The organism is Streptomyces niveus, from assembly GCF_001723055.1.
GTDB lineage: Bacteria > Actinomycetota > Actinomycetes > Streptomycetales > Streptomycetaceae > Streptomyces > Streptomyces niveus.
The window spans coordinates 1-19169 of the sequence record NZ_MDCR01000129.1 but is presented as its reverse complement, the minus strand read 5'-3'; the positions used below and the strand labels follow the sequence as shown (position 1 = coordinate 19169).

At 71.7% G+C, this 19169-nt stretch carries 18 protein-coding genes and 2 pseudogenes; 4 read left to right on the top strand and 16 right to left on the bottom strand.

Going from position 1 to position 19169, the window contains the following annotated elements:
• The 4 genes and pseudogenes from BHU15_RS41360 to BHU15_RS16580 all read right to left on the bottom strand — a co-directional run.
• A pseudogene (locus tag BHU15_RS41360) lies at positions 1-217 on the bottom strand (SAM-dependent methyltransferase); the annotation flags it as partial.
• A gap of 2 nt (positions 218-219) precedes the next feature.
• Positions 220-533 (bottom strand): annotated as a pseudogene (locus tag BHU15_RS41355) (SAM-dependent methyltransferase); the annotation flags it as partial.
• A 128-nt stretch (positions 534-661) separates the two neighbouring features.
• On the bottom strand, positions 662-898 hold the full coding sequence (locus tag BHU15_RS16585; protein WP_069627896.1) for a DUF397 domain-containing protein: 237 nt from the start codon (positions 896-898) through the stop codon (positions 662-664).
• Positions 899-1759, bottom strand: a complete 861-nt coding sequence (locus tag BHU15_RS16580) for a Sco1979 family transcriptional regulator (protein WP_031228904.1) — start codon at positions 1757-1759, stop codon at positions 899-901. It abuts the gene before it with no gap.
• A 200-nt stretch (positions 1760-1959) separates the two neighbouring features.
• On the opposite strand from BHU15_RS16580, the gene BHU15_RS16575 reads away from it, so the two are divergent.
• Together BHU15_RS16575 and BHU15_RS16570 are read left to right on the top strand one after the other, a co-directional pair.
• Positions 1960-2427 (top strand): ATP-binding protein, encoded by a 468-nt coding sequence (locus BHU15_RS16575; RefSeq protein WP_069627895.1) that lies wholly within the window; start codon positions 1960-1962, stop codon positions 2425-2427.
• The gene (locus BHU15_RS16570) at positions 2427-2849 is read left to right on the top strand and encodes a hypothetical protein (RefSeq protein ID WP_069627898.1); all 423 of its coding nucleotides are present in this window, start codon (positions 2427-2429) and stop codon (positions 2847-2849) included. Before BHU15_RS16575 ends, BHU15_RS16570 begins: the two co-directional genes overlap by 1 nt.
• Before the next feature lie 13 nt (positions 2850-2862).
• Here BHU15_RS16570 and BHU15_RS16565 read toward each other — a convergent pair whose 3' ends face one another.
• The 11 genes from BHU15_RS16565 to BHU15_RS16515 form a co-directional block, all read right to left on the bottom strand.
• On the bottom strand, positions 2863-3837 hold the full coding sequence (locus BHU15_RS16565; protein WP_069627894.1) for a sugar kinase: 975 nt from the start codon (positions 3835-3837) through the stop codon (positions 2863-2865).
• Complete coding sequence (locus BHU15_RS16560; RefSeq protein WP_069627893.1) at positions 3834-4487, bottom strand: bifunctional 4-hydroxy-2-oxoglutarate aldolase/2-dehydro-3-deoxy-phosphogluconate aldolase; 654 nt, start codon at positions 4485-4487, stop codon at positions 3834-3836. Before BHU15_RS16560 ends, BHU15_RS16565 begins: the two co-directional genes overlap by 4 nt.
• A 125-nt stretch (positions 4488-4612) precedes the next feature.
• Entirely contained in the window at positions 4613-5410 is a 798-nt protein-coding gene (locus BHU15_RS16555) for a hypothetical protein (RefSeq protein WP_069627892.1), read from the bottom strand.
• Positions 5404-6549: a galactonate dehydratase gene (gene dgoD / locus BHU15_RS16550; protein WP_069627891.1), complete on the bottom strand. Its 1146-nt coding sequence runs from the start codon at positions 6547-6549 to the stop codon at positions 5404-5406. Before dgoD ends, BHU15_RS16555 begins: the two co-directional genes overlap by 7 nt.
• Positions 6546-7301 (bottom strand): FadR/GntR family transcriptional regulator, encoded by a 756-nt coding sequence (locus BHU15_RS16545; RefSeq protein ID WP_069627890.1) that lies wholly within the window; start codon positions 7299-7301, stop codon positions 6546-6548. The genes dgoD and BHU15_RS16545 overlap by 4 nt, the downstream gene beginning before the upstream one ends.
• Positions 7302-7352: 51 nt before the next feature.
• Complete coding sequence (locus BHU15_RS16540; RefSeq protein WP_069627889.1) at positions 7353-8111, bottom strand: SDR family NAD(P)-dependent oxidoreductase; 759 nt, start codon at positions 8109-8111, stop codon at positions 7353-7355.
• Between the two features lie 88 nt (positions 8112-8199).
• On the bottom strand, positions 8200-10323 hold the full coding sequence (locus BHU15_RS16535) for an alpha-galactosidase (RefSeq protein WP_069627888.1): 2124 nt from the start codon (positions 10321-10323) through the stop codon (positions 8200-8202).
• The gene (locus BHU15_RS16530; RefSeq protein WP_069627887.1) at positions 10320-11174 is read right to left on the bottom strand and encodes a carbohydrate ABC transporter permease; all 855 of its coding nucleotides are present in this window, start codon (positions 11172-11174) and stop codon (positions 10320-10322) included. The genes BHU15_RS16535 and BHU15_RS16530 overlap by 4 nt, the downstream gene beginning before the upstream one ends.
• A complete protein-coding gene (locus BHU15_RS16525) occupies positions 11174-12124 on the bottom strand; it encodes a carbohydrate ABC transporter permease (RefSeq protein WP_023537336.1) in 951 nt (316 codons plus the stop codon). Before BHU15_RS16525 ends, BHU15_RS16530 begins: the two co-directional genes overlap by 1 nt.
• Position 12125: 1 nt before the next feature.
• Positions 12126-13412, bottom strand: coding sequence for an ABC transporter substrate-binding protein (locus BHU15_RS16520; RefSeq protein WP_069627886.1), 1287 nt, complete (start codon positions 13410-13412; stop codon positions 12126-12128).
• Positions 13413-13515: 103 nt separating this feature from the next.
• On the bottom strand, positions 13516-15711 hold the full coding sequence (locus BHU15_RS16515) for a DUF8189 domain-containing protein (protein WP_079128181.1): 2196 nt from the start codon (positions 15709-15711) through the stop codon (positions 13516-13518).
• A 162-nt stretch (positions 15712-15873) separates the two neighbouring features.
• Between BHU15_RS16515 and BHU15_RS16510 the strand changes: the two genes are divergently transcribed.
• The gene (locus tag BHU15_RS16510; protein WP_069627885.1) at positions 15874-17112 is read left to right on the top strand and encodes an ROK family transcriptional regulator; all 1239 of its coding nucleotides are present in this window, start codon (positions 15874-15876) and stop codon (positions 17110-17112) included.
• Between the two features lie 92 nt (positions 17113-17204).
• On the opposite strand, the gene xylA is transcribed toward BHU15_RS16510, so the two are convergent.
• On the bottom strand, positions 17205-18374 hold the full coding sequence (gene xylA / locus BHU15_RS16505; RefSeq protein WP_069627884.1) for a xylose isomerase: 1170 nt from the start codon (positions 18372-18374) through the stop codon (positions 17205-17207).
• Between the two features lie 249 nt (positions 18375-18623).
• On the opposite strand from xylA, the gene BHU15_RS16500 reads away from it, so the two are divergent.
• A partial coding sequence (locus tag BHU15_RS16500; RefSeq protein ID WP_255293125.1) for an FGGY family carbohydrate kinase occupies positions 18624-19169 on the top strand: 546 nt, incomplete at its 3' end.

The following is a 19169-nucleotide window of genomic DNA, read 5'->3' as shown; positions in this document are numbered from 1 at the left end:
CGAGATAGCTGCCGGGCGCCAGCGGCGCCAGCAGCTTGCGCACCAGCTCGTGCGCGCCGTCCTCGTCCGGTACGAAGTGGAGCAGCGCGATGAGCGACAGGGCCACCGGCTTGTCGAAGTCCAGGATCTTCCCGGCCTGTTCGACGATCGCGTCGGGCTCACGCGCGTCGGCCTGGATGTACTCGGTGAGACCTTCGGCGCTGCTGCGCAGCAGCGCNNGGGTCGTTGTCGGTGTAGACGACGCGCGAGTCGGCGGCGACCTCCTGCGCTATCTGGTGCAGGTTGGGCTCGGTCGGGATGCCGGTACCGATGTCGAGGTACTGGCGAATCCCGGCCTCGGCGCCGAGCCACCGGGTGGCCCGGTGCATGAACGCCCGGTTGCACTTGGCCATCTCCCGCCCGAGCGGGTTCAGTTGGAGGAGCTGGCGGGCCATCTCCTCGTCGACGGGGTAGTTGTCCTTGCCGCCGAGGAACCAGTCGTACATGCGGGCCGGGTGCGGCCTGCTGGTGTCGATGGGGTCAGGCCCGGTCATGTGCACTCCATGAGTCTCAGCGTCACTGGCAAGAACAAGTGGCAACAACAGGTGGCAAGGAACAGATGAGTTCAGATCCGATCAGCCCCGATCGGCTCGGACCAGATGCGATCCGGCCGATCCGGCCCTCAGGTGAGGAGGAAGTCGGCCTGGCCGGACTTGGCGCCTTGAATGAACGCGGCGATCTCACCATGGGTGTAGATCAGCGCGGGGCCGTCGGGGTCGTTGGACTGGCGTACGGCGATCCTGCCGTCGGCCAGCTTCATGGCCTCGACACAGTTGCCGCCGTTACCGCCGCTCCACGGCTTGGACCAGCCTTCGGCGCCGAGGTCGGTGGCGGGCATGCCGTTGTATATCGGATCCATTCACAGCTCCTTGCGGACATCCTTGAGGATCTCCTTCGTGCGTTGTGCAGTTGCAGCCTGAGCCGCCATGCGGTCCATGACCTCGAGATGGGTCGCCACCTCGGGACGCGAGTCGAGGTAGACGGCGCCGGTCAGGTACTCGCTGTAGATCATGTCGGGCAGTTCGGGCATGGCGAAACGGAAGAGCACGAACGGCCCGTACGTTCCGGGGTGGTGTCCGGAGGAGAACTCCGCGATCTGTAGCGTCACATTGGGCATGTCGGTCGCGTCGATGAGCCGGTCGACCTGCTCGCGCATGATGTCCGGCGTTCCGACGGGACGGCGAAGCACCGTCTCATCCATGATCACCCAGAATTTGGGCGCGTCCGACCGCGTGAGCAGGGACTGGCGTTGCATACGCAGTGCGACGTGCCGGTCGATCGCCTCCGGCTGGACCTGCCCCACGGCGCCGGCGTGCATGACCGACAGCGCGTATCCCTCCGTCTGGAGCAGCCCCGGCACGAAGTGCGGTTCGTACGCCCTGACCAGGGAGGCGGCGCCTTCCAGGCTGACGTACATGCTGAACCAGTCCGGCAGGATGTCGTGGAACCGCTGCCACCAGCCGGGCTTGTTGGCCTCCTCGGTCAGCTCGACGAAGGCGTTCGCCTCGTCCTCGCCGATTCCGTAGGCCCGGAGAAGTACCTGCACATAGGGGACTTTGAGCGTGACCTCGGCGGTCTCCATCCTGCGGACGGTGGCCGACGCCACCCGGAGAAGCTTCGCGGCTTCCTCGCGTTTCAGGCCGGCTCTCTCGCGCAGATCCATCAGGCGTTTGCCGAGTACGACCTGTCCCACGGTCGGGGCAGACCGCGGTTCACTCACTTTGGAACCTCCCCATGCACGGTTGCCAGCAGTGTGCCATGCCCTTGCCACGAAGAACACGGCACTCTGAAAATTTCACAGTGCCACTTGCCAAGTGTCTCGCACGGGTAGAGAGTGGTTCGGTGAACCAGTTCATGCAGTTGTCGTGCTCCGCCCGGAGGTTTCGCACGGTGCTGCTTCCCCACCGTTAGGAATCGGTCGTGGCACCTGGTAACGCGCTCACCCCCCCGCTGATGACCGTGTGCCCTGGCAACGTTGTCCGCCGCTACGGCTTCGCCCTGCCCGCCCACGCGGAGTCGGTCTGCCGTGCCAGACGGCTCAGCCGTGCGCGGCTCGACCGGTGGGGGACCTCGGACGAGACCCTTGAGACCGCGATCCTGATCATCTCGGAGCTGGTGACGAACGCCGTCATCCACGCGCCCGGCAACCATGTCATGTGCGAATTGCGCGAAGGAAACGGCCGTTTGCGCATAGCGGTCGAGGACCAGGGTTTCGGCCCCACGGGGCCGCAGTTGCACCGGGTGTCCGACGACGAACACGGCCGGGGGCTGCTCCTCGTGGACGCCATGAGCAGCAGCTGGGGAACACACGACACGTCGGGCTACGGCGCCGGGCGTGTCGTATGGGCGGAGCTGCCGCACGAGGCGGGGCAGGGGCAACCGTGCTGATGGGTGCGGTGCGCCGGTTCGCCCGGGGGCTGCGCGAGGAGCGCGGCGGTTTCGTGCAACTGCCGCTGCCGCCGACGCTGCCCACCTCGCTGGGCTGTGACGCGGTGGGCGTCCCCGCGAGGCACGGGTTCCGGCTGATGGGCAGGCTGCCCAGTACGGGCTGCGTCTTCGCCGACACCGACTGGTGGTGGTGGATCGTCCCCGCCGGCTCGAATCTCGAACTGGACTGGCCCCAGCCCGCGCGTTACGTCTCCGGGACACTGGTCCCGGCCGCGCATCCCCGGCTGATCCACTGGCCGGACGCGCCCACGCCGTACACGCCGCCGATCCCCTTCTATCTGATGGTCTGCCAGCTCGCGGGGACGACACCTACGTGGGAGGCGCAGCCGCGGGACGAGATCCCGATGCGGCAGCGCGGCTGAGCCGCCCGCCCGCTCAGATCGACAGGGCGTTCCAGGCGTTGTCGTCGTCCGACAGGAGTTCTCGGATGCGGTCCGGCGGCGGCAGTGGGCCGTGGTCGGCCGGGACGCGCAGGGCGGACGCTGCCGTGAGATGACCGAGGCGCAGGGCCCGTACCGGATCGTCGTGGCGCAGCAGACCGGCGAGGAAGCCCCCGGCGAACGCGTCGCCCGCGCCCACCGGTTCGACCACGCGGACCTTCGGTGCGGGCACGGTGTACGTGCCCCGGCCGACGTACGCGGTGGCCGCCCGTGCCCCGTCCTTGACCACCAGCACGCGCGGCTGCGGCAGCAGGGCGCGGACCGCGTCGGCGGAGGTCAGGGCCGGGCCCCAGAGCGCCTGGGCCTCGTCGAGCCCGACCAGGACGAGATCCGCGCGGGCCGCGAGCGGCAGCAGGACCTCGGCGGCGGGCTCGTCGCGCCAGAGCGCCGGGCGGTGGTTGACGTCGAAGCTGACGGCGTACGGCCGTTCCGGTCGCAGCGCCCGGTCCACCAGGGCGCGGCACGACGCCGAGAGCGCCGGGGTGATGCCGGTGAGGTGGACGAGGGCCGCGTCCCGCACGGCGGGGTCGTCCAGGGCCGGGGGTCCCAGGGCGGAGGCCGCCGATCCGGTGCGGTAGTAGTGGACGCCGGTCGATTCGGTACCGGGGTTCTTGACCAGCAGGCCGGTGGGGCGCGCCGGGTCGGTCCGTACGCCGGAGACGTCGACGCCCGACGCGGCGATCCGCTCCCTGACACGCCGCCCGAAGGGGTCGTCGCCCAGCGCGGACACCCAGCGGGCCGGGACGCCGTGGTCGGCGAGATACATCGCGACGTTCGACTCGGCGCCCGCGACGTCGAGCCGCAGCAGTTCGGCGGTGTCGAGCGGTGCGACCGGGTCGGGCGCCAGTGCGGCCATGGTCTCGCCGATACAGACGACCGGGCCCGGGCGCAGGAGCGGAGCCGAACTCACGAGGGCCTGCCCGGGGTTACGGCGTGCGCGACGTCCAGGAAGGTACGGGCGCGGGCGCGCAGTGCGTCGACACCGGCTCCGCTTCTCGTGCCGGCGGCGTCGCCGACGAGGGGGGATCCGACGCCGACCGCGAGCGCGCCGGCGTCGAGATACGCACGGGCCGCTGCGGCGTCGACGCCTCCGACGGGTACGAACGGGACGTCGGGGAACGGGCCTTGGAGCGCGCGCAGATACGCCGGGCCGCCGGCCTGGGCGGCGGGGAAGATCTTCACCGCGCAGGCTCCGGCGCGCAGCGCGGCGACGATCTCGGTGGGCGTCATCACGCCGGCGAGTACGGGGAGCCCGAGCTCCCGCGCGGCGGTGACGCCTTCGCAGACGGCGGGCGTGACGACGAAGTCCGCCCCGGCGCGGTGCACGGCGTGCGCGTCGGCGGCGGTCAGCACGGTGCCGGCGCCGAGCGGCGCCCCGGGCCCGAGCGCGGCACGGGCCCGCGCGATGACGTCCAGCGCGTCCCGCCCGCTGAGGGAGACCTCGACGAGCGCGATGCCCTCGTCGACGAGCGCGAGTACGGTCCTGAGCGCCGCGTCGGGATCGTCGCCACGCACGATGGCGACGAGTCGATGCACACGCAGGGCGGCCGGCAGATCCACGGTGGGTTTCCTTCTCGGGTGGTGGGCGGTGGGCGGGCGGACATTCGAGGCTACGTGTGCCGGGGGGCGTGGCCTGGCGGGCGGGTGTCCCGGACGGCCGGTACCCGCGCCGCCGCCGGTCGTCGTCACGGCACCTCGCCGGTTCTCGTCGCCCTGAGCGTCAGGCGCCAGCAGGTCTCGCCAGACGCCGGGACCCGGGCCGCGTCGTTGTCTCCCGCCGCCGACAGGTCGAAGACGCGGCCGAGCATCGGTTCGACGCCGATGGAGCGGTACGGGGCGGTCGCCGGGAAGCCGGCGAGGTTGCGCCAGAGGGCGACCGAGACCGGGTGACCGGGGGCCTCGACGCTCAGGTGCAGCGTGTCGCCGCCGTCGTGGACCGAGACCTGGTCGGTGGTGACCACCGCGCCCACGGCCGTGCCGTCGTCCGGGCCGAGCCGGTCGAGTGGGACGTCGTCCACCAGGGGCCAGGCGCCCGCGATCCAGCGCGCCCCCTCGTCCGGGTAGAGGCGGGCCGGCGAGCCGTCGGGGATGGTGAGGGTGGCGCGGGGCGAGACGTCCAGGAGGGCGTGGGCGGCCCACAGGAACCGGTAGCCGGGTGCGGCCGTGAGCCGGTAGTCGGCGACCAGGGTGTCCGCCTCCGTACGGATGCGGCGCGCGAGACGGAAGTCCGGGCAGTCCACCCACTCCTCGTCGCCGGTCCGGTGCCAGGGCCGGGACCACGCGTCGCCGTGGTCGGGGGCGCCGCGCACCGTCGGGACGCACTCCTCCACTCCCCCGGCGTCGGCGAAGGCGTCGCCCGGCCGAACGAGCGGGCGGCGCGGCTCGGGGCGCCGCCACAGCCACTCCCGGCCGCCCGCGCGCAGCGACGTCCAACGGCCGCCGTGCGCGAGGTCGGTGCTCACGGAGAGCGGCACGCTCACCATTCCGCGAACGAGCCGTCGCCGTGCCGCCACAGCGGGTTGCGCCAGGCGTGCCCGGCGCGGTCGGCGGCGCGTACGGCGTCCTCGTCGACCGTGACGCCGAGCCCCGGCAGATCCGTCCGGTGCGCGTGGCCGTCGGTGAAGCGGAACGGTTCGGTGTCCACGACGTACGACAGCAGGTCGGCGTCCTTGTTGTAGTGCAGGCCCCTGCTCTGCTCCTGGATGAGGAAGTTCGGGGTGCAGAAGGCGATTTGGAGGCTGGCGGCCAGCGCGATCGGGCCGAGCGGGCAGTGCGGTGCCAGCTGCGCCCCGTAGGTGTCGGCGAGCGACGCGATGCGGTGCACCTCCGATATGCCGCCGGCGTGCGAGAGGTCGGGCTGGGCCACGGCGACTCCGGCGGCGAGCGCGGGCAGGAACTCGGCCCGCCCGTAAAGCCGTTCACCGGTCGCGACGGGTACGGGGCTGGACGCGATCAGCCCGGCCAGCAGATGCCCGTGCTCGGGCAGCAGCGGCTCCTCCACGAACAGCGGGTGCAGCGGGGCGAGTTCGGACAGGACCCGGCGGGCGCCCGCCGGGCTGAAGCGGCCGTGGAAGTCGACCGCGACGTCCCGGTGCGGTCCGAGGACCGCGCGCGCCGCCGCCACCCGTTCGACCACGGCGGCGGTCTCGGCGGGGCTGGTGATCGGGGACGTACGCCCGGCGGCGTTCATCTTCACGGCGGTGAAGCCCGCCTCGACCTGCGCGGTGACCTCGTCGGTCAGCCGCGCTGGTTCGTCGCCGCCCACCCACGCGTACACCCGCACCCGGTCCCTGACGGGCCCGCCGAGCAGGGCGTGCGCGGGCGCGCCGTACGTCTTGCCCGCGATGTCCCACAGCGCCTGGTCGATCCCGGCGACGGCGCTGGAGAGCACCGGGCCGCCCCGGTAGAAGCCGCCCTTGGTCATGACCTGCCAGTGGTCCTCGATCCGCAACGGGTCCTGGCCGACGAGGTACTCGGCGAGGACGTCCACCGCCGCCCGTACGACCTCGGCCCGGCCCTCGACCACCGGTTCGCCCCAGCCGACGACGCCGTCGTCCGTCTCGATACGGCAGAACAGCCAGCGGGGCGGGACGAGGAACGTCTCCACGGATACGATCTTCACTTCGCCTCGGAGCCTTTCGTCTCGGGGGTGCCCGGTGCGCCCGCCGTGCCGTGCACCTTGTCGAGGTCGCGGACGGCCTGGTCGAGCAGCGCCCGCATGGCCTGCTGCGCGGCGTCCGGGTCCTGGGCGCGTACGGCGTCCAGGACGGCGCGGTGGCTCGGCACGGGATCCTCGCCGTGCGGCGACGAGTGCACGATCCTGTCGCGGTGGGCGAGGCCGGACTCGATGACCATCTCCATACGTTCGAGCAGTTCGTTGTGGGTGGCGGCGAGGAGCGCGCGGTGGAAGGCGAGGTCGGCCTCGACCGCGTGCGCGGCTCCGCCGTCCCCCTCCCCCATCTCCGCCAACGCCGCTTCCAGCGCGGCGAGATCGGCGTCGGTGCGCCGTTCGGCGGCGAGCCGGACGGCGGCCGGTTCGACGATGCCGCGCACCTCGCCGAGGTTGCGCAGCAGATTCAGGTCCGTGCCGGTGCTGGTGCCTTCGGCGAACTGCCAGCGCAGGACGTCGGCGTCGAGGAGGTTCCAGTCGGAGCGGGATCTGACGAACGTCCCCCGGCGCTGGCGCGCGTCGACCATTCCCTTGGCGGCGAGCACCTTCAGCGACTCCCGCAGGGCGGTCAGGCTGACGTCCAACTCGCTCTGGAGCTCCACGAGATCGAGGGTGGCGCCCTCGGGGATCTCACCGCTGAGCACCCGGCGCGCGAGAGTCTCCACGGTCTGGCCGTGCACTCCGCGGCGCGCGTATGGCGTCATGTGTCGTTCTGCCTTTCTGCTGGTCGTTCGTGAGCGGCGGTGGTCCCGTGGTCAGGCCGAGGCCTTCACGACACTCCATCCGCCGTCCACGAGCAGACTCGATCCGGTGATGTAGGACGCCTCGTCGGCCGCCAGGAACGCGATGGCCGCCGCGACCTCCTCGGGGGTGCCGAAGCGGCGCGCCGCCGTGCCCTCGACGCTGAGGGCCCGATCCTCCTCGGATACCCGGTCCCAGGCGGCGGTGAGGATCGGGCCGGGGAGCACGGCGTTGACGCGTACGTCGGGCCCGTACTCGACGGCGAGTTGTCCGCACAGCGAGAGCAGCGCGCCCTTGCTCGCGGCGTAGGCGGGGTGGCCGGGGATGCCCATGTGCGCGTGGACGGACGACGTCAGCACGACGGCGCCGCGGTGGGCGCGCAGATCGGGCAGTACGGCGCGGAAGCCGAGGAAGCCGCCGGTGAGGTTGACGGCGAGCTGGCGTTCCCAGGAGGCGACGGTCATCTCGTGTGCGGGGCTGACGTCCACGGTGTAGGCGTTGCTGACGAGGACGCCGACGGGGCCGTGGCGGTGGGCGGCGGCCACGACCCGGTCCCAGTCGTCCTGTTGGGCGACGTCGGCCCGTACGAAGTCGGCGCGGCCCCCGTTGTCGCGGATGCCGGCGGCGACGGTCTCGCCGTGCGCCGTGTCGATGTCGGCGAGGATCACGGCGGCGCCCTCGCCGGCGAGCCGGGACGCGGCGGCGGCCCCGATGCCCGACGCAGCTCCGGTGACCACGGCGACGCGGTCGTGGAAGCGGGCTGGTGCGTTCATGAGGCGGTTCTGCTCCTCCGGTTGCGGGGCCGCCTTCCGGCGACGGGTTCTGCGTGGGCGACGTGGGCGACTGTAGTGAGCGTGCGGGTCATGGCGTTCCGGTCCCGGCCGTCCGGGTGAGGACCACGAGGTCGGCGTCGTGGCCGGCGGTCCAGCGGAACGGCAGCCCCGAGTGCAGGAGATACCCGCCGCCGTACACCGTGCCGGACGCCTCGTCCCGGTAGTGGGCCGCCGGGTCGAGCCCCCGTAGCCGCAGCCGGGCCGGGCGTCCCGGCACGAGCGGCGCGCCGTCGACGAGGCCGGTGTTCCAGGCGGTGACGACGGTACGGGCGCCGTCGGCCTCGTCGTACTGCACTCCGCAGGTGGGCTCGGCGGGCGAGTTGAGCAGCCGGACCTCGCCGTGGTGGACGACGTCGCGGATCTCCTTGTAGCGGGCGATCCAGGAGGCGGCCTCGGCGCGCTGCTCCTCGGTCCACTTCAGGATGTCGGCGCCGATGCCGAGGACGCCGGAGATGGAGCTGACGAAGCGGAAGGCGAGCGAGCGCGGCCGTGCGTCGAAGATGCCGGGCGCGTCGGTCACCCACGCGCTCATGGTGTGCGGCGCGTGGGCGTGCAGATAGCCGTACTGGATCGCGAGCCGGTCCAGCGGGGCGGTGTTGTCGCTGGGCCAGAGCACGTCGGTGCGGGCGAGAGTGGCGTGGTCGGTCCGGGCGCCGCCGCCCGCGCAGCCCTCGACGGTGACGTGCGGGTGGGCGGCCCGCAGATGGTCGAGTACGCGCAGATAGCCGGCCACGTGCGCGGCGTCGAGGTCCTGGTTCTCGACGGGGCGCGGGTCGCCGGGCCGGCCGCGTTCGGTGGGCGGGCGGTTCATGTCCCACTTGAGATAGCTGATCGCGTACGTGCTGAGCAGCCGGTCCAGGGTGGCGATGACGAAGTCCTGGACGTCGGCGCGGCCGAGGTCGAGCAGGAGCTGGTTGCGTACGAGGGTGACGGGGCGGCCTTCGACGCGGTAGACCCAGTCGGGGTGTCGGGCGTGCAGGGCGGAGCCCGGACTGACGGCCTCCGGCTCCACCCAGAGTCCGAAGTCCAGCCCCATTTCCCGCACTTGGGCGATGAACCGGTCGAAGCCCTCGGGGAATTTGGCCGGGTCGGGGTACCAGTCGCCGAGACCGCCGGTGTCGTCGTCGCGGCCGGTGAACCAGCCGTCGTCGACGACGAACAGCTCGGCGCCGATGTCGGCGGCGACGCGCGCCAGCGCCAGTTGGCCTGCGGCCTCGACGTCGAAGCCGGTGGCTTCCCAGGAGTTGTAGAGCACCGGGCGCGGCCGGTGCAGCCGCTCGCCGGAGAGGTGGCGCTCGTAGCGGTGCCAGACGCGGGCGAGTCCTTCGAGTCCGTCCTGGCTGAACGCGCAGGCCAGTCGCGGGGTGGTGAGCGTGGCGCCGGGCGCGAGGCGGACGGCGCTCTCGAACGGCTGCCGGCCCGCCCGTACGCGCAGCGCGCCGCCCGGTTCGGCGTCGGCGGTGATGTGCCAGCCGCCCGGCCATTCGAGGGCGATGCCGTACGTGGGGGTGGCGCCCTCGGCCGGGGCAGCCGCGTCCTGGATCGCCAGCCAGGGCGCGTACGCGTGCCCCGGTACGGCCTGGGTACTGGCCAACTCGAAGCGGCCACGGGTGAGTTCGAGCTGGGTGCGCCGGAACTCGTGCGACCACTGTCCGGTGAGGTAGGTGAGCCGCGCGGTGTCGGTGACGGGGATGTTCACGGCGGCCGAGTCGAAGCGTTCCAGGCGCAGTTCGGTGTCGCCGGTGCAGGTGAGTTCGGTCCAGCGCAGGATCACGTCGGTGCCGGGCACGGTCTCGTAGCAGAGGGCCGTGGTCAGTCCGAGCGTGTCGTCGGTGAAGACGAGCCGCAGCGCGCTCTCGCCGTCGGCGCTCGCGCCGGTGAAGCGCCACCACACGCCGCGTTCCTCGCCGGGGCGCCCTGCGACCAGGTCGGCGCCGGTGAACGGCCGTGGCCCGTACGGGATGTACTCGGCGGGCGAGGCGTCGGCGGGGGTGATGAAGTGCGTACGGCGTGACCAGTCGAGCGGGGACGGCCCCTGTTCGGCGCCGTGCGGTCCCCAGGCCGACAGTTCGGCCCAGCCCTCGCCGGGAGCGAGGGTGACGGCGTAGACGGTGTTCGTGGTGCGCAGCAACCACGGTTCGCTCGGGGTCATTTGACCGCTCCCAGATTGAGGCCGGCCACGAAGTGGCGCTGGAACCGCAGGAATACGAGGACGGTCGGGGCCGCCGCGATGACGGAGCCGGCCGCGATCACATTCCACATGGACACATATTGGCCCTGGAGTCCGATCAGTGACGCGGTGATCGGCATCTGGCTGTCGGTCCGCAGCACGGTGATGGCCCACAGCAGATCGTTGAAGATCCAGGTGAAGGAGAGCGCGCTCAGCGCGGCAAGCGCGGGTCTGGTCAGCGGCAGCACGATGCGCGAGTAGATCTGCCAGGGGCTCGCCCCGTCGATCACCGCCGCCTGCTGGATCTCGACGGGCAGGGACCGCATGAATCCGTAGAGGACGAAGACGTAGAAGCCGACGCCGAAGCCGATCTGTACGCCGATGAGCGCGTACAGCGTGTCGTACAGGCCGAGGCTCTCGCTGATCCGGGAGACCGGGATGAGCAGGATCTGCGGCGGCAGCAGATTGCCGCCGAGCATCAGGAGCAACAGCGTGCGGCGCAGCGGCAGTTCGTAGCGGCTGAGGGCGAAAGCGGCCATCGAGGCGAGTGTCAGCGTGATGAGCACGGTCGGCACGGTGACGAGCATGCTGTTGATCAGCGCGCGCTGCTGGCCGCCGTCGACCCATGCCTGGCGGAAGCCGTCGAGGGTGAAGGAGTGCGGCAGTCCGCCGAGTCCGTTGGCGGCGATGTCGTCGAACGTACGGACGCTGGTGACGAGGACGAGCGCGATGGGCAGCAGCCACAGCACGGACAGGGTGCCTGCGCCGAGGTGGAACCCGGCGGTGGCCAGTCTGCGGCGGGTGGCCGGACGGGGGCCTGAGGTGGCGGACATCAGTCGGCCTCCCGGAAGGCGCGGACGAGGTACGAGGCGATGACCCCGAAGGCCAGCACGAAGATCACGACCGCGAGGGCGGAGCCGTATCCCAGTCGCAGCGACTGGAAGGCGGTGGAGTACATGTACGTGGAGAGCAGCTCGGACGAGTGGTAGGGGCCGCCGCGGGTGAGGGCCCAGACGACGTCGAAGGAGCGCAGCGAGTCGATGACGATGACGGACAGAACGACGGCGTTGACGCTGCGCAGTTGCGGCAGGGTGATGTGCCTGAAGCGCTGCCAGCGGCTCGCGCCGTCGACCTTCGACGCCTCGTAGAGCACCGGGTCGATGCCCTTGAGGCCGGCGATGTAGAGGATCATCACGTAGCCGATCTGGCGCCAGAGGGCGGGCACGATCACGGCGTACAGGGCGGTGTCCTGGTCGGCGAGCCAGGAGCGGGTGAGGCTCCCGAGTCCGACCGTTTCCAGCGCCTGGTTGATCAGCCCGTCCGGCTGGTACATCGCCTGCCACACGAGGGCGGTGGCGACGAGCGAGAACACGACGGGCAGGAACAGCGCGGCCCGGTAGAAGCCGACGCCGCGGCGCTCCTGCTGGAGGAGCAGGGCGGCGCCGAGGCCGAGGAGCGCGGAGAGTCCGCCGAAGAGCAGCAGCCACAGGACGGTGTCGAGCACGGCGGTACGGAAGACGGCGTCGCCGAACATCTCACGGAAGTTGCCGAGGCCGATGAAGCGCGGCGCGGAGACGCCGTCCCAGTCGGTCAGGGAGAGGTAGAAGCCCTGGACCGCGGGCCAGAACACCCAGAAGGCCTCGGCGAGCAGGGGGACGAGGACGAAGGCGAGGACCACGGGCGGGACCCGGGTGGAGCGCTTGCGCCGGGGCCGCCGCCGGTCCTGACTCGAACTCGGCTGTTCCTGTCGCTTCTTCGGTGGCCCGGTGACGACCGCCGCCATCTCAGCGGCCCCAGATTTTCTGGGACTCACGCTGCCAGGTGGTGAGGATGGAGCCGATCTCCTTGGGCTTGGCGAGGAAGCGGGTGAGCGCGGCGTCGGCGGGCGGCTGGAGGGCGTCGCTGGAGTCGCGGTTGAAGTACTGGGTGAGTTCGGCGGCGCCCTCGATGAGCGCACGGCCCTTCTTCACGAGGGGCGTTCCGCTGTCCTTGGCGTCGGGGTGGGTGGGCAGCGCGGTGCCGGAGGAGTTCTTGATGTACGTCTCCTGCGCCTCGGCGGTGGCGAGATAGCGCATCAGCTCCTTGACCTCGGCCTTGCGGCTGGTGCGGGCGCTGGCGAAGTAGCCGTCGGTGGGGGCCTCTTCGGCTGTGGGGACCTTGGGGTCGATGACGGGGAAGCGGAAGAAGTCGATGTCCTCCAGCGTCCCCTTGGGCGCGGAGTCGGCGAAGAACGTGCCGATCAGCATCATCCCGGTGCGGCCCTGGAGCAGGGCGGTGGTGGCGTCCTGGAAGGGCAGCGCGGTGCCGTTCGGGTCGAAATAGGGCAGTGCCTCGCCCCAGCGGTCGAAGACCTTGCGGACCTCGGGGTCGTCGAACCGGCGCTTTCCGGCGAGGAGTTCACGGTGGTAGGCGGCGCCGTTGATCCGGATGTTCAGGTAGTCGAACCAGGAGGACGCCACCCAGGGGGTGTTGCCGCCCGCGCCTAGGCCGATCGGCGCGACGCCCTTGCCCTTGAGGGTGTCACAGAGGTCGAGGAACTCGTCCCAGGCCTTGGGCTCCTCGACGCCCCACTTGGCGAAGTTCGACTTGCGGTAGAAGACGCCCCACCAGTAGTAGGAGGTGGGGACGAAGACCTTCTTGCCCGCGCCGGAGGTGCAGAGCTGGGCCAACGCGTCCGTGTAGCCGCTGAGTTCGGGCCCGGTCCAGATGTCGCCGATGTCGAGGAGCAGGTCCTTCGCCGCGTACGACTCGGCCACCGAGCCGGGGTACCAGGTGTAGAGGTCCGGCGGGTTGGCGGAGGTGAGGTAGGTCGGGAGCTGGGTGCGGAAGGTCTCGGAGGCGACGGTGTTGAGCTTCGCCTTCGCGCCGCCCTTCTTGCCGAATCCCTCGACGACCTTGCCCATGGCCGCCTTGGCCTGCGGGGAGGAGAGGTTGGACTGGAGGGTGACCTCGCCGCCCGACTCGCTCGTGCCGGTCGATCCCGAGGTGACGCAGCCGCTGAGCAGCGCGGCGGCGCCGACTGCGCCGGTGCCGGCGAGGAACTGACGGCGGCCGGGTGGTGGGGTGATCATGCGTGAACTCCCTGTCGGACGGTGCGGGTTGAGTGGTGGTGCGGGGCCGGCCCACTGACGGCTCCGGGCCGGCCCCTGTCGTGGTGAGAGCGTGCGGGGTTGGTTACGAGCCGGCCGGGAGGCCGGTCTGGTGGACGCGGCCGTCGACTCCCCGGAAAGCGGTCAGTACGGTGTCGCCGGGCCCGGCGGTCGCGCCGAGCGCGCCGTCGAAGACGCCGCTGACGAACTCCCCGCGCGCCGACCAGTCGCCCCAGCCGCTGGAGGAGCCGTTGGGGCCTTCGGAGTCGTACGCGCGCTGCCAGAGCGTGTAGTCGCCGGCCCGTGCGTAGAGCCGTACGCCACCGTCCACGGCGACGAGCGTCGGGCTGCCGCTGACGGTCCCGCCCAGCGACGTCCACGCCGACCAGTCGCCGGCCGTGTCCCGTACCCGCCACCACACCGCGTCCTCGGCGGTGCGTACGGCGACATGGGTCCGGCCCGCCTCGTCGACGACGGCGGACGGCCGCCCGTACACGGTCCGTTGCTCGGGCGCGCCCAGCGTCGTCCAGCCGGAGCGCGGGCCGCGGGACCGGATCTGACCGTCCTCGTCGTGCGCGAAGAGCGTCCATCGCTCCGCGCTCTCGTACGCGACGGACGGCGCGTCGGCGAGGCTGCCGCCGAGCTTCTGCCAGCGTCCCCAGCGGCCGTCGGTGAAGGCGCGCCGGTACGCGGCGTCGTCGGTGCCGCGTACGAAGACGTCGATCCGTCCGGGTTCGGCGGCGGAGGTGTACGCGGCGGGCTGGCCGAGGATCCGGCCGCCGGTCGGGCCGCCGAGGTCGGTCGTACGGGACGACCAGCGCCCGTCGCGTCCGCTCTGCTGCCGCAGCGAACCGTCCGCGCCCCTGGTGAACGCGGTCAGCCGGTCGCCGTCGCGCACCAGCGCGGGACTCGCGGTGGAACCCGTACCGAGCGAGGCGCCGGGCGCGTCGTCCCGGCCGGCGAGGGTGAGGAAGGCGGTGCCGTGCGCGGGGACGGTGACGGTGTACGAGCCGCTGTGCGTGCCCCGGCCGGCGCGGGCGCGGACGTCCCGTACGGCGACGTCGCCCGTCAGTCCGGCGTCCGCGAAGGTCACGGTGCGCGCCGCGGCCTTGTCCGAGCGGTTGAGGAGGACGACCGCGCGCTTGCCGGCGCCCTTGAGGGTCTTGCTGTAGACGTCGCCGGTGGCGTCGGTGGCCACGCGTACGCCCTGGATGGCGAGCGGGTCCTGGTCGACGGCGATGATCTCCGGGTTGCGCAGGGTGTCGATCATCGACTGCGGCAGGGTGCGCGGGTCGGAGCCCATGACCAGGGGCGAGCCCATCACGGCCCACATGACGAGCTGGGTGGTGGACTCCTCCTCGGTCAGCTCGTACGAGCCGTCTTCGAGCTCGCGCATCGGGATGAGGTAGTCGGGGTCGTTGTAGCGCCCCGGTCCCTGGGCCTCGGGGTGCCAGGCGTTGGCGTCCATGTTGCGCAGGACGTTGGCCCACTGGCCGGTGGAGGGGGTGCCGAAGGCGACGTCGGTGCCGGTACGCCAGGAGTCACCGGTCCTGGGGCCGTAGACATAGGCGTTGTGGGCGTCCTGCTCGGGGGTGTGCGGGATGCCCCAGTCGTCGGTCAGCGGGTTGCAGAGGTTGAGCAGCATCGGACGGCCTGACTTGGCGACGGCGTCGCTGAACTCCTTGAACGCGGGCCCCGGGTCGAGCTTGGCGCCGATCCCGCAGAGGAAGTCGACCTTGATGGCGTCGATCTTCCAGTCGGCGAACTGCTTCGCGTCCTCGGTGTAGTGGCCACGGCTGCCGAGCCCGCAGCTCTTGCCGCCGTCGTAGGCGCCGGCGTCGGTGTAGATGCCGGCCTTGAGTCCGCGCTCGTGCAGATACGTCACCAGGGCGGGGATGCCGGAGGGGAAGCGGCCGGGGTGGGCGGTGAGGCGGCCGGCGCCGTCGCGGGGGTTGTCGGCCTGCCAGCCGCCGTCGAGCCAGACGATGTCGTAGCCGGAGTCCCGCAGGCCGCTGCTGACGAGATGGTCGGCGACGGACCTGACCTCCTGCTCGGTGGGGGCGCCGAGGCCGTAGTAGGTGTTCCAGCCCATGTACGGCGTGGGGGCGAGGCCGCTGTCGTAGTACGTGGGGGCGCCCTGGTCCACGGTCCCGGCGGCGGGCCGGTCCGCCGCCCGGGCGGAAGGCGCGGCCACGGTGGCAGGCACGGCCGCGGCGGGGGGCGCGGCCACCGCGAACAGCGCGGCGACGACGACGGCCACCGTTGCCCGATGCGAAGTCACTGATGTCTCCCGAAGGTTGGGGTCACGACGAAGACTGTCGCCGGGCGGCCCGAGCCTGTCAACGATTATTACTAATTAATTTAAACAAGTGACTGGCAGGGCCATCGATCTCACCGGACCGGCCATCCGTCCGGATAGCGATCACATAGGCTCGACCGCACCATGAAGACCAACCACACATCGCTCGGTCCCAAGGCCGACAAAGAGACGGTGCGCCGGCACAATCTGAGCCTGGTCCTGCGGGCCGTGCGGGACGAAGGCGAAGCGACCAGGGCCGGTGTGGCGGCGCGGGTCGGACTGACCCGGGCAGCGGTGTCGTCGCTGGTCGAGCAGTTGCTGGACAGCGGATTCCTCTCCGAGTCCGGCAAGACGTTCAGCGGACAGGCCGGGCGGCCGGGCACGGTACTGAAGGTGACGCGCTCCGGTCCGGCCGGTATCGGCGTCGAGATCAACATCGACTACGTGTCGGTGTGCGTGGTCGACCTGTCGGGCACCGACCGCGTACGGCTGACCGAACACCTCGACAACCGCGGTGCCGCGCCCGCCGAAGTCCTCGCCCGTGGCGCCCGGATCGCGGCGCGCACCCTGGACTCGGCCGCCGAGCAGGACCTGTCGCCGGTGGGGGTGCAGCTCGCGCTGCCCGGTCTGGTCGCCGGGGGTACGGTCCGTCAGGCGCCCAACCTGGGCTGGAACCAGGTGCCCGCCGAGGAGCTGTTCGCGGCGGCGCTGGCGGAGGCCGGGCCGGCCGCGCCCGCGCTGCCGGTGCGTTCGGAGAACGAGGCGAATCTCGCGGCGCTCGCGGAGCTGTGGTTCGGCGGCCTGGGCGGGATCCGCAGCTTCCTCTATCTGTCGGGCGAGATCGGCGTCGGTGGCGCGCTGGTGCTCGACGGTGAACTGCTGCGCGGGGCAAACGGATTCGCCGGCGAGATCGGCCATGTGGTGGTCGACGCCGACGGCCCGCTGTGCCGGTGCGGCGCACGTGGCTGCCTGGAGCAGTACGCGGGCCAGTCGGCGCTCCTGCGGGGTGCCGGGCTCGACGAGAACGCCGGGGTGCCGGGTGTCGCGGAGCTTGAGGCGCTGGCCAGGGCCGGCGACGAGCGCGCCGTCGCGGCGATCGGCGAGGCCGGCCGGATGCTGGGCCGCGTCCTGTCGGGCGCGGTGAACCTCTTCGACCCCGACGCGGTGGTGCTCGGCGGGATCTACCGCGGCCTGATGCCCTGGCTCTCGCCGCCCGCCGACGGCGAACTGACGGACCGGGTGGTGTCGGGCCTGTGGCCGTACGACAGTGGCCGCCTACGCGCGTCATCCTCGGCGGGGGACGCGGCGCGGGGCGCAGCGGCACTGGTGGTCCGCGCGGTCCTGGCGGACCCGGTGGCGTACGCGGAACGCACCAGCGCGTAGCGCGCGAAGGCGCCCCGGGCGGTGCGTGGACCACCCCGTACGCGAGGCGGGCCGACGGGCGGCCCGCCTCGCGTCAGGTCAGGGTGCGGGGGTCAGCGGGCGCACAGGAGGTGGTCCATGGCCAGCTGGTCCAGGTGCTCGAAGGCCATCCCACGGCTCGCCGCCGCCGACACGTCGAAGTCCTCGTACGCGGAGCGGTCGGCCAGCAGCGCGGTCACCCCGTCGGCGGCGGTCGGCAGCGCCAGCTCGTCCAGGCGCGCGGCGCGCAGCGCCTCCTGGACCTCCGGGTCCGCGCGGAACGACGCGGCGCGCTCCTTGAGGATCAGGTAGTTGCGCATGCAGCCGGCGGCGGACGCCCACACCCCGTCGAAGTCCTCGGTGCGCGGCGGCTTGAAGTCGAAGTGCCGCGAGCCGTCCCAGCCCGCCGTCTCCAGCAGGTCCACCAGCCAGAACGCGGCGCGCAGGTCACCGGCGCCGAAGCGCAGGTCCTGGTCGTAGCGGGTGCCGTGCTGCCCGTTCAGGTCGATGTGGAAGAGCTTGCCCGCCCACAGCGCCTGCGCGATGGCGTGCGGGAAGTTGAGCCCGGCCATCTGCTCGTGGCCGGTCTCGGGGTTGACGCCGTACAGCTCGGGGCGCTCCAGGCGCTCGATGAAGGCGAGCGCGTGGCCGACGGTCGGCAGCAGGATGTCGCCGCGCGGCTCGTTGGGCTTGGGCTCGATGGCGAACTTGATGTCGTACCCCTGCGACACGACGTACTCGCCGAGCAGGTCGAAGCCTTCCTTCATCCGGTCCAGCGCGAGGCGTACGTCCTTCGCGCCGCCGGACTCCGCGCCCTCCCGGCCGCCCCAGGCGACGAACTTCTTCGCGCCCAGCTCGGCGGCCAGGTCGAGGTTGCGCAGGGTCTTGCGCAGCGCGAAGCGGCGTACGTCGCGGTCGTTCGCCGTGAAGCCGCCGTCCTTGAAGACGGGGTGGGTGAAGAGGTTGGTGGTCACCATCGGCACGACGAGCCCGGTGGTGTCCAGCGCCTGCCGGAAGCGCTTGATGTGCGCCTCGCGTTCGGCGTCGGTCGAGCCGAAGGGGATCAGGTCGTCGTCGTGGAAGGTCACTCCGTACGCGCCGAGTTCGGCGAGGTGCTGTACGGACTCCGTGGGATCGAGCGCCGGGCGCGTCGCATCTCCGAAGGGGTCCCTGCCTTGCCAGCCGACCGTCCACAGGCCGAAGCTGAACTTGTCCTCGGGGGTGGGAGTGAAACGTTCCGTCATTTCTCTGGCCGCCTTCATACCTCAGGTCCGGCAGGTGCAGACCTTTTTGTTTCCTGACATGACTAATAATGCACGTCTGGGCGGACACGGAAAAGACCCCGCGCTCGCCCAACCCTGTCCGAAGGGCCGAACAGCCCCTTGGGCAAGGAATGACGCCCATGTCTGCCGGATGCTCGACAACATCACGTAATTTGTTGGCCTGCGGCCAAAATACCGCCGCAAGCCCTGGATTCAGGAAGAGGTACGACCGTGCCGCACAGCCAGGTGGTCATCGGCGTCGACAGCTCGACCCAGTCGACCAAAGCGGCGTTCACCGACGCGGCGACCGGACGGCTGCTCGCCGTCGGACGCGCGCCGCACCGGGTGACCGGCGAGGGCGGGGCCCGGGAGACCGACCCCGAGGTGTGGTGGCAGGCGCTGCGCGAGGCCGTCGCCATGGGGCTCAAGGAGTCCGGTGTGGCGGCGTCCGCCGTCACCGGCATCGCGGTCGCCGGGCAGCAGCACGGACTGGTGGTGCTCGACGCCGCCGGGAAGCCGCTGCGGCCCGCGCTGCTGTGGAACGACACCCGCTCCGCCCCGCAGGCCGCCGCGCTCACCGAGGCGCTGGGCGGACCCGACGCGTGGATCGCCAGGACCGGGTCGGTGCCCGTCGCCTCCATGACTGCGGCGAAGTGGCAGTGGCTGCGGGAGAACGACCCGGCCGCCGCCGACGCGGCCGCCGCCGTCCGGCTGCCGCACGACTTCCTCACCGAACGCCTCTCCGGTACGGCTGCCACCGACCCCGGCGACGCGTCG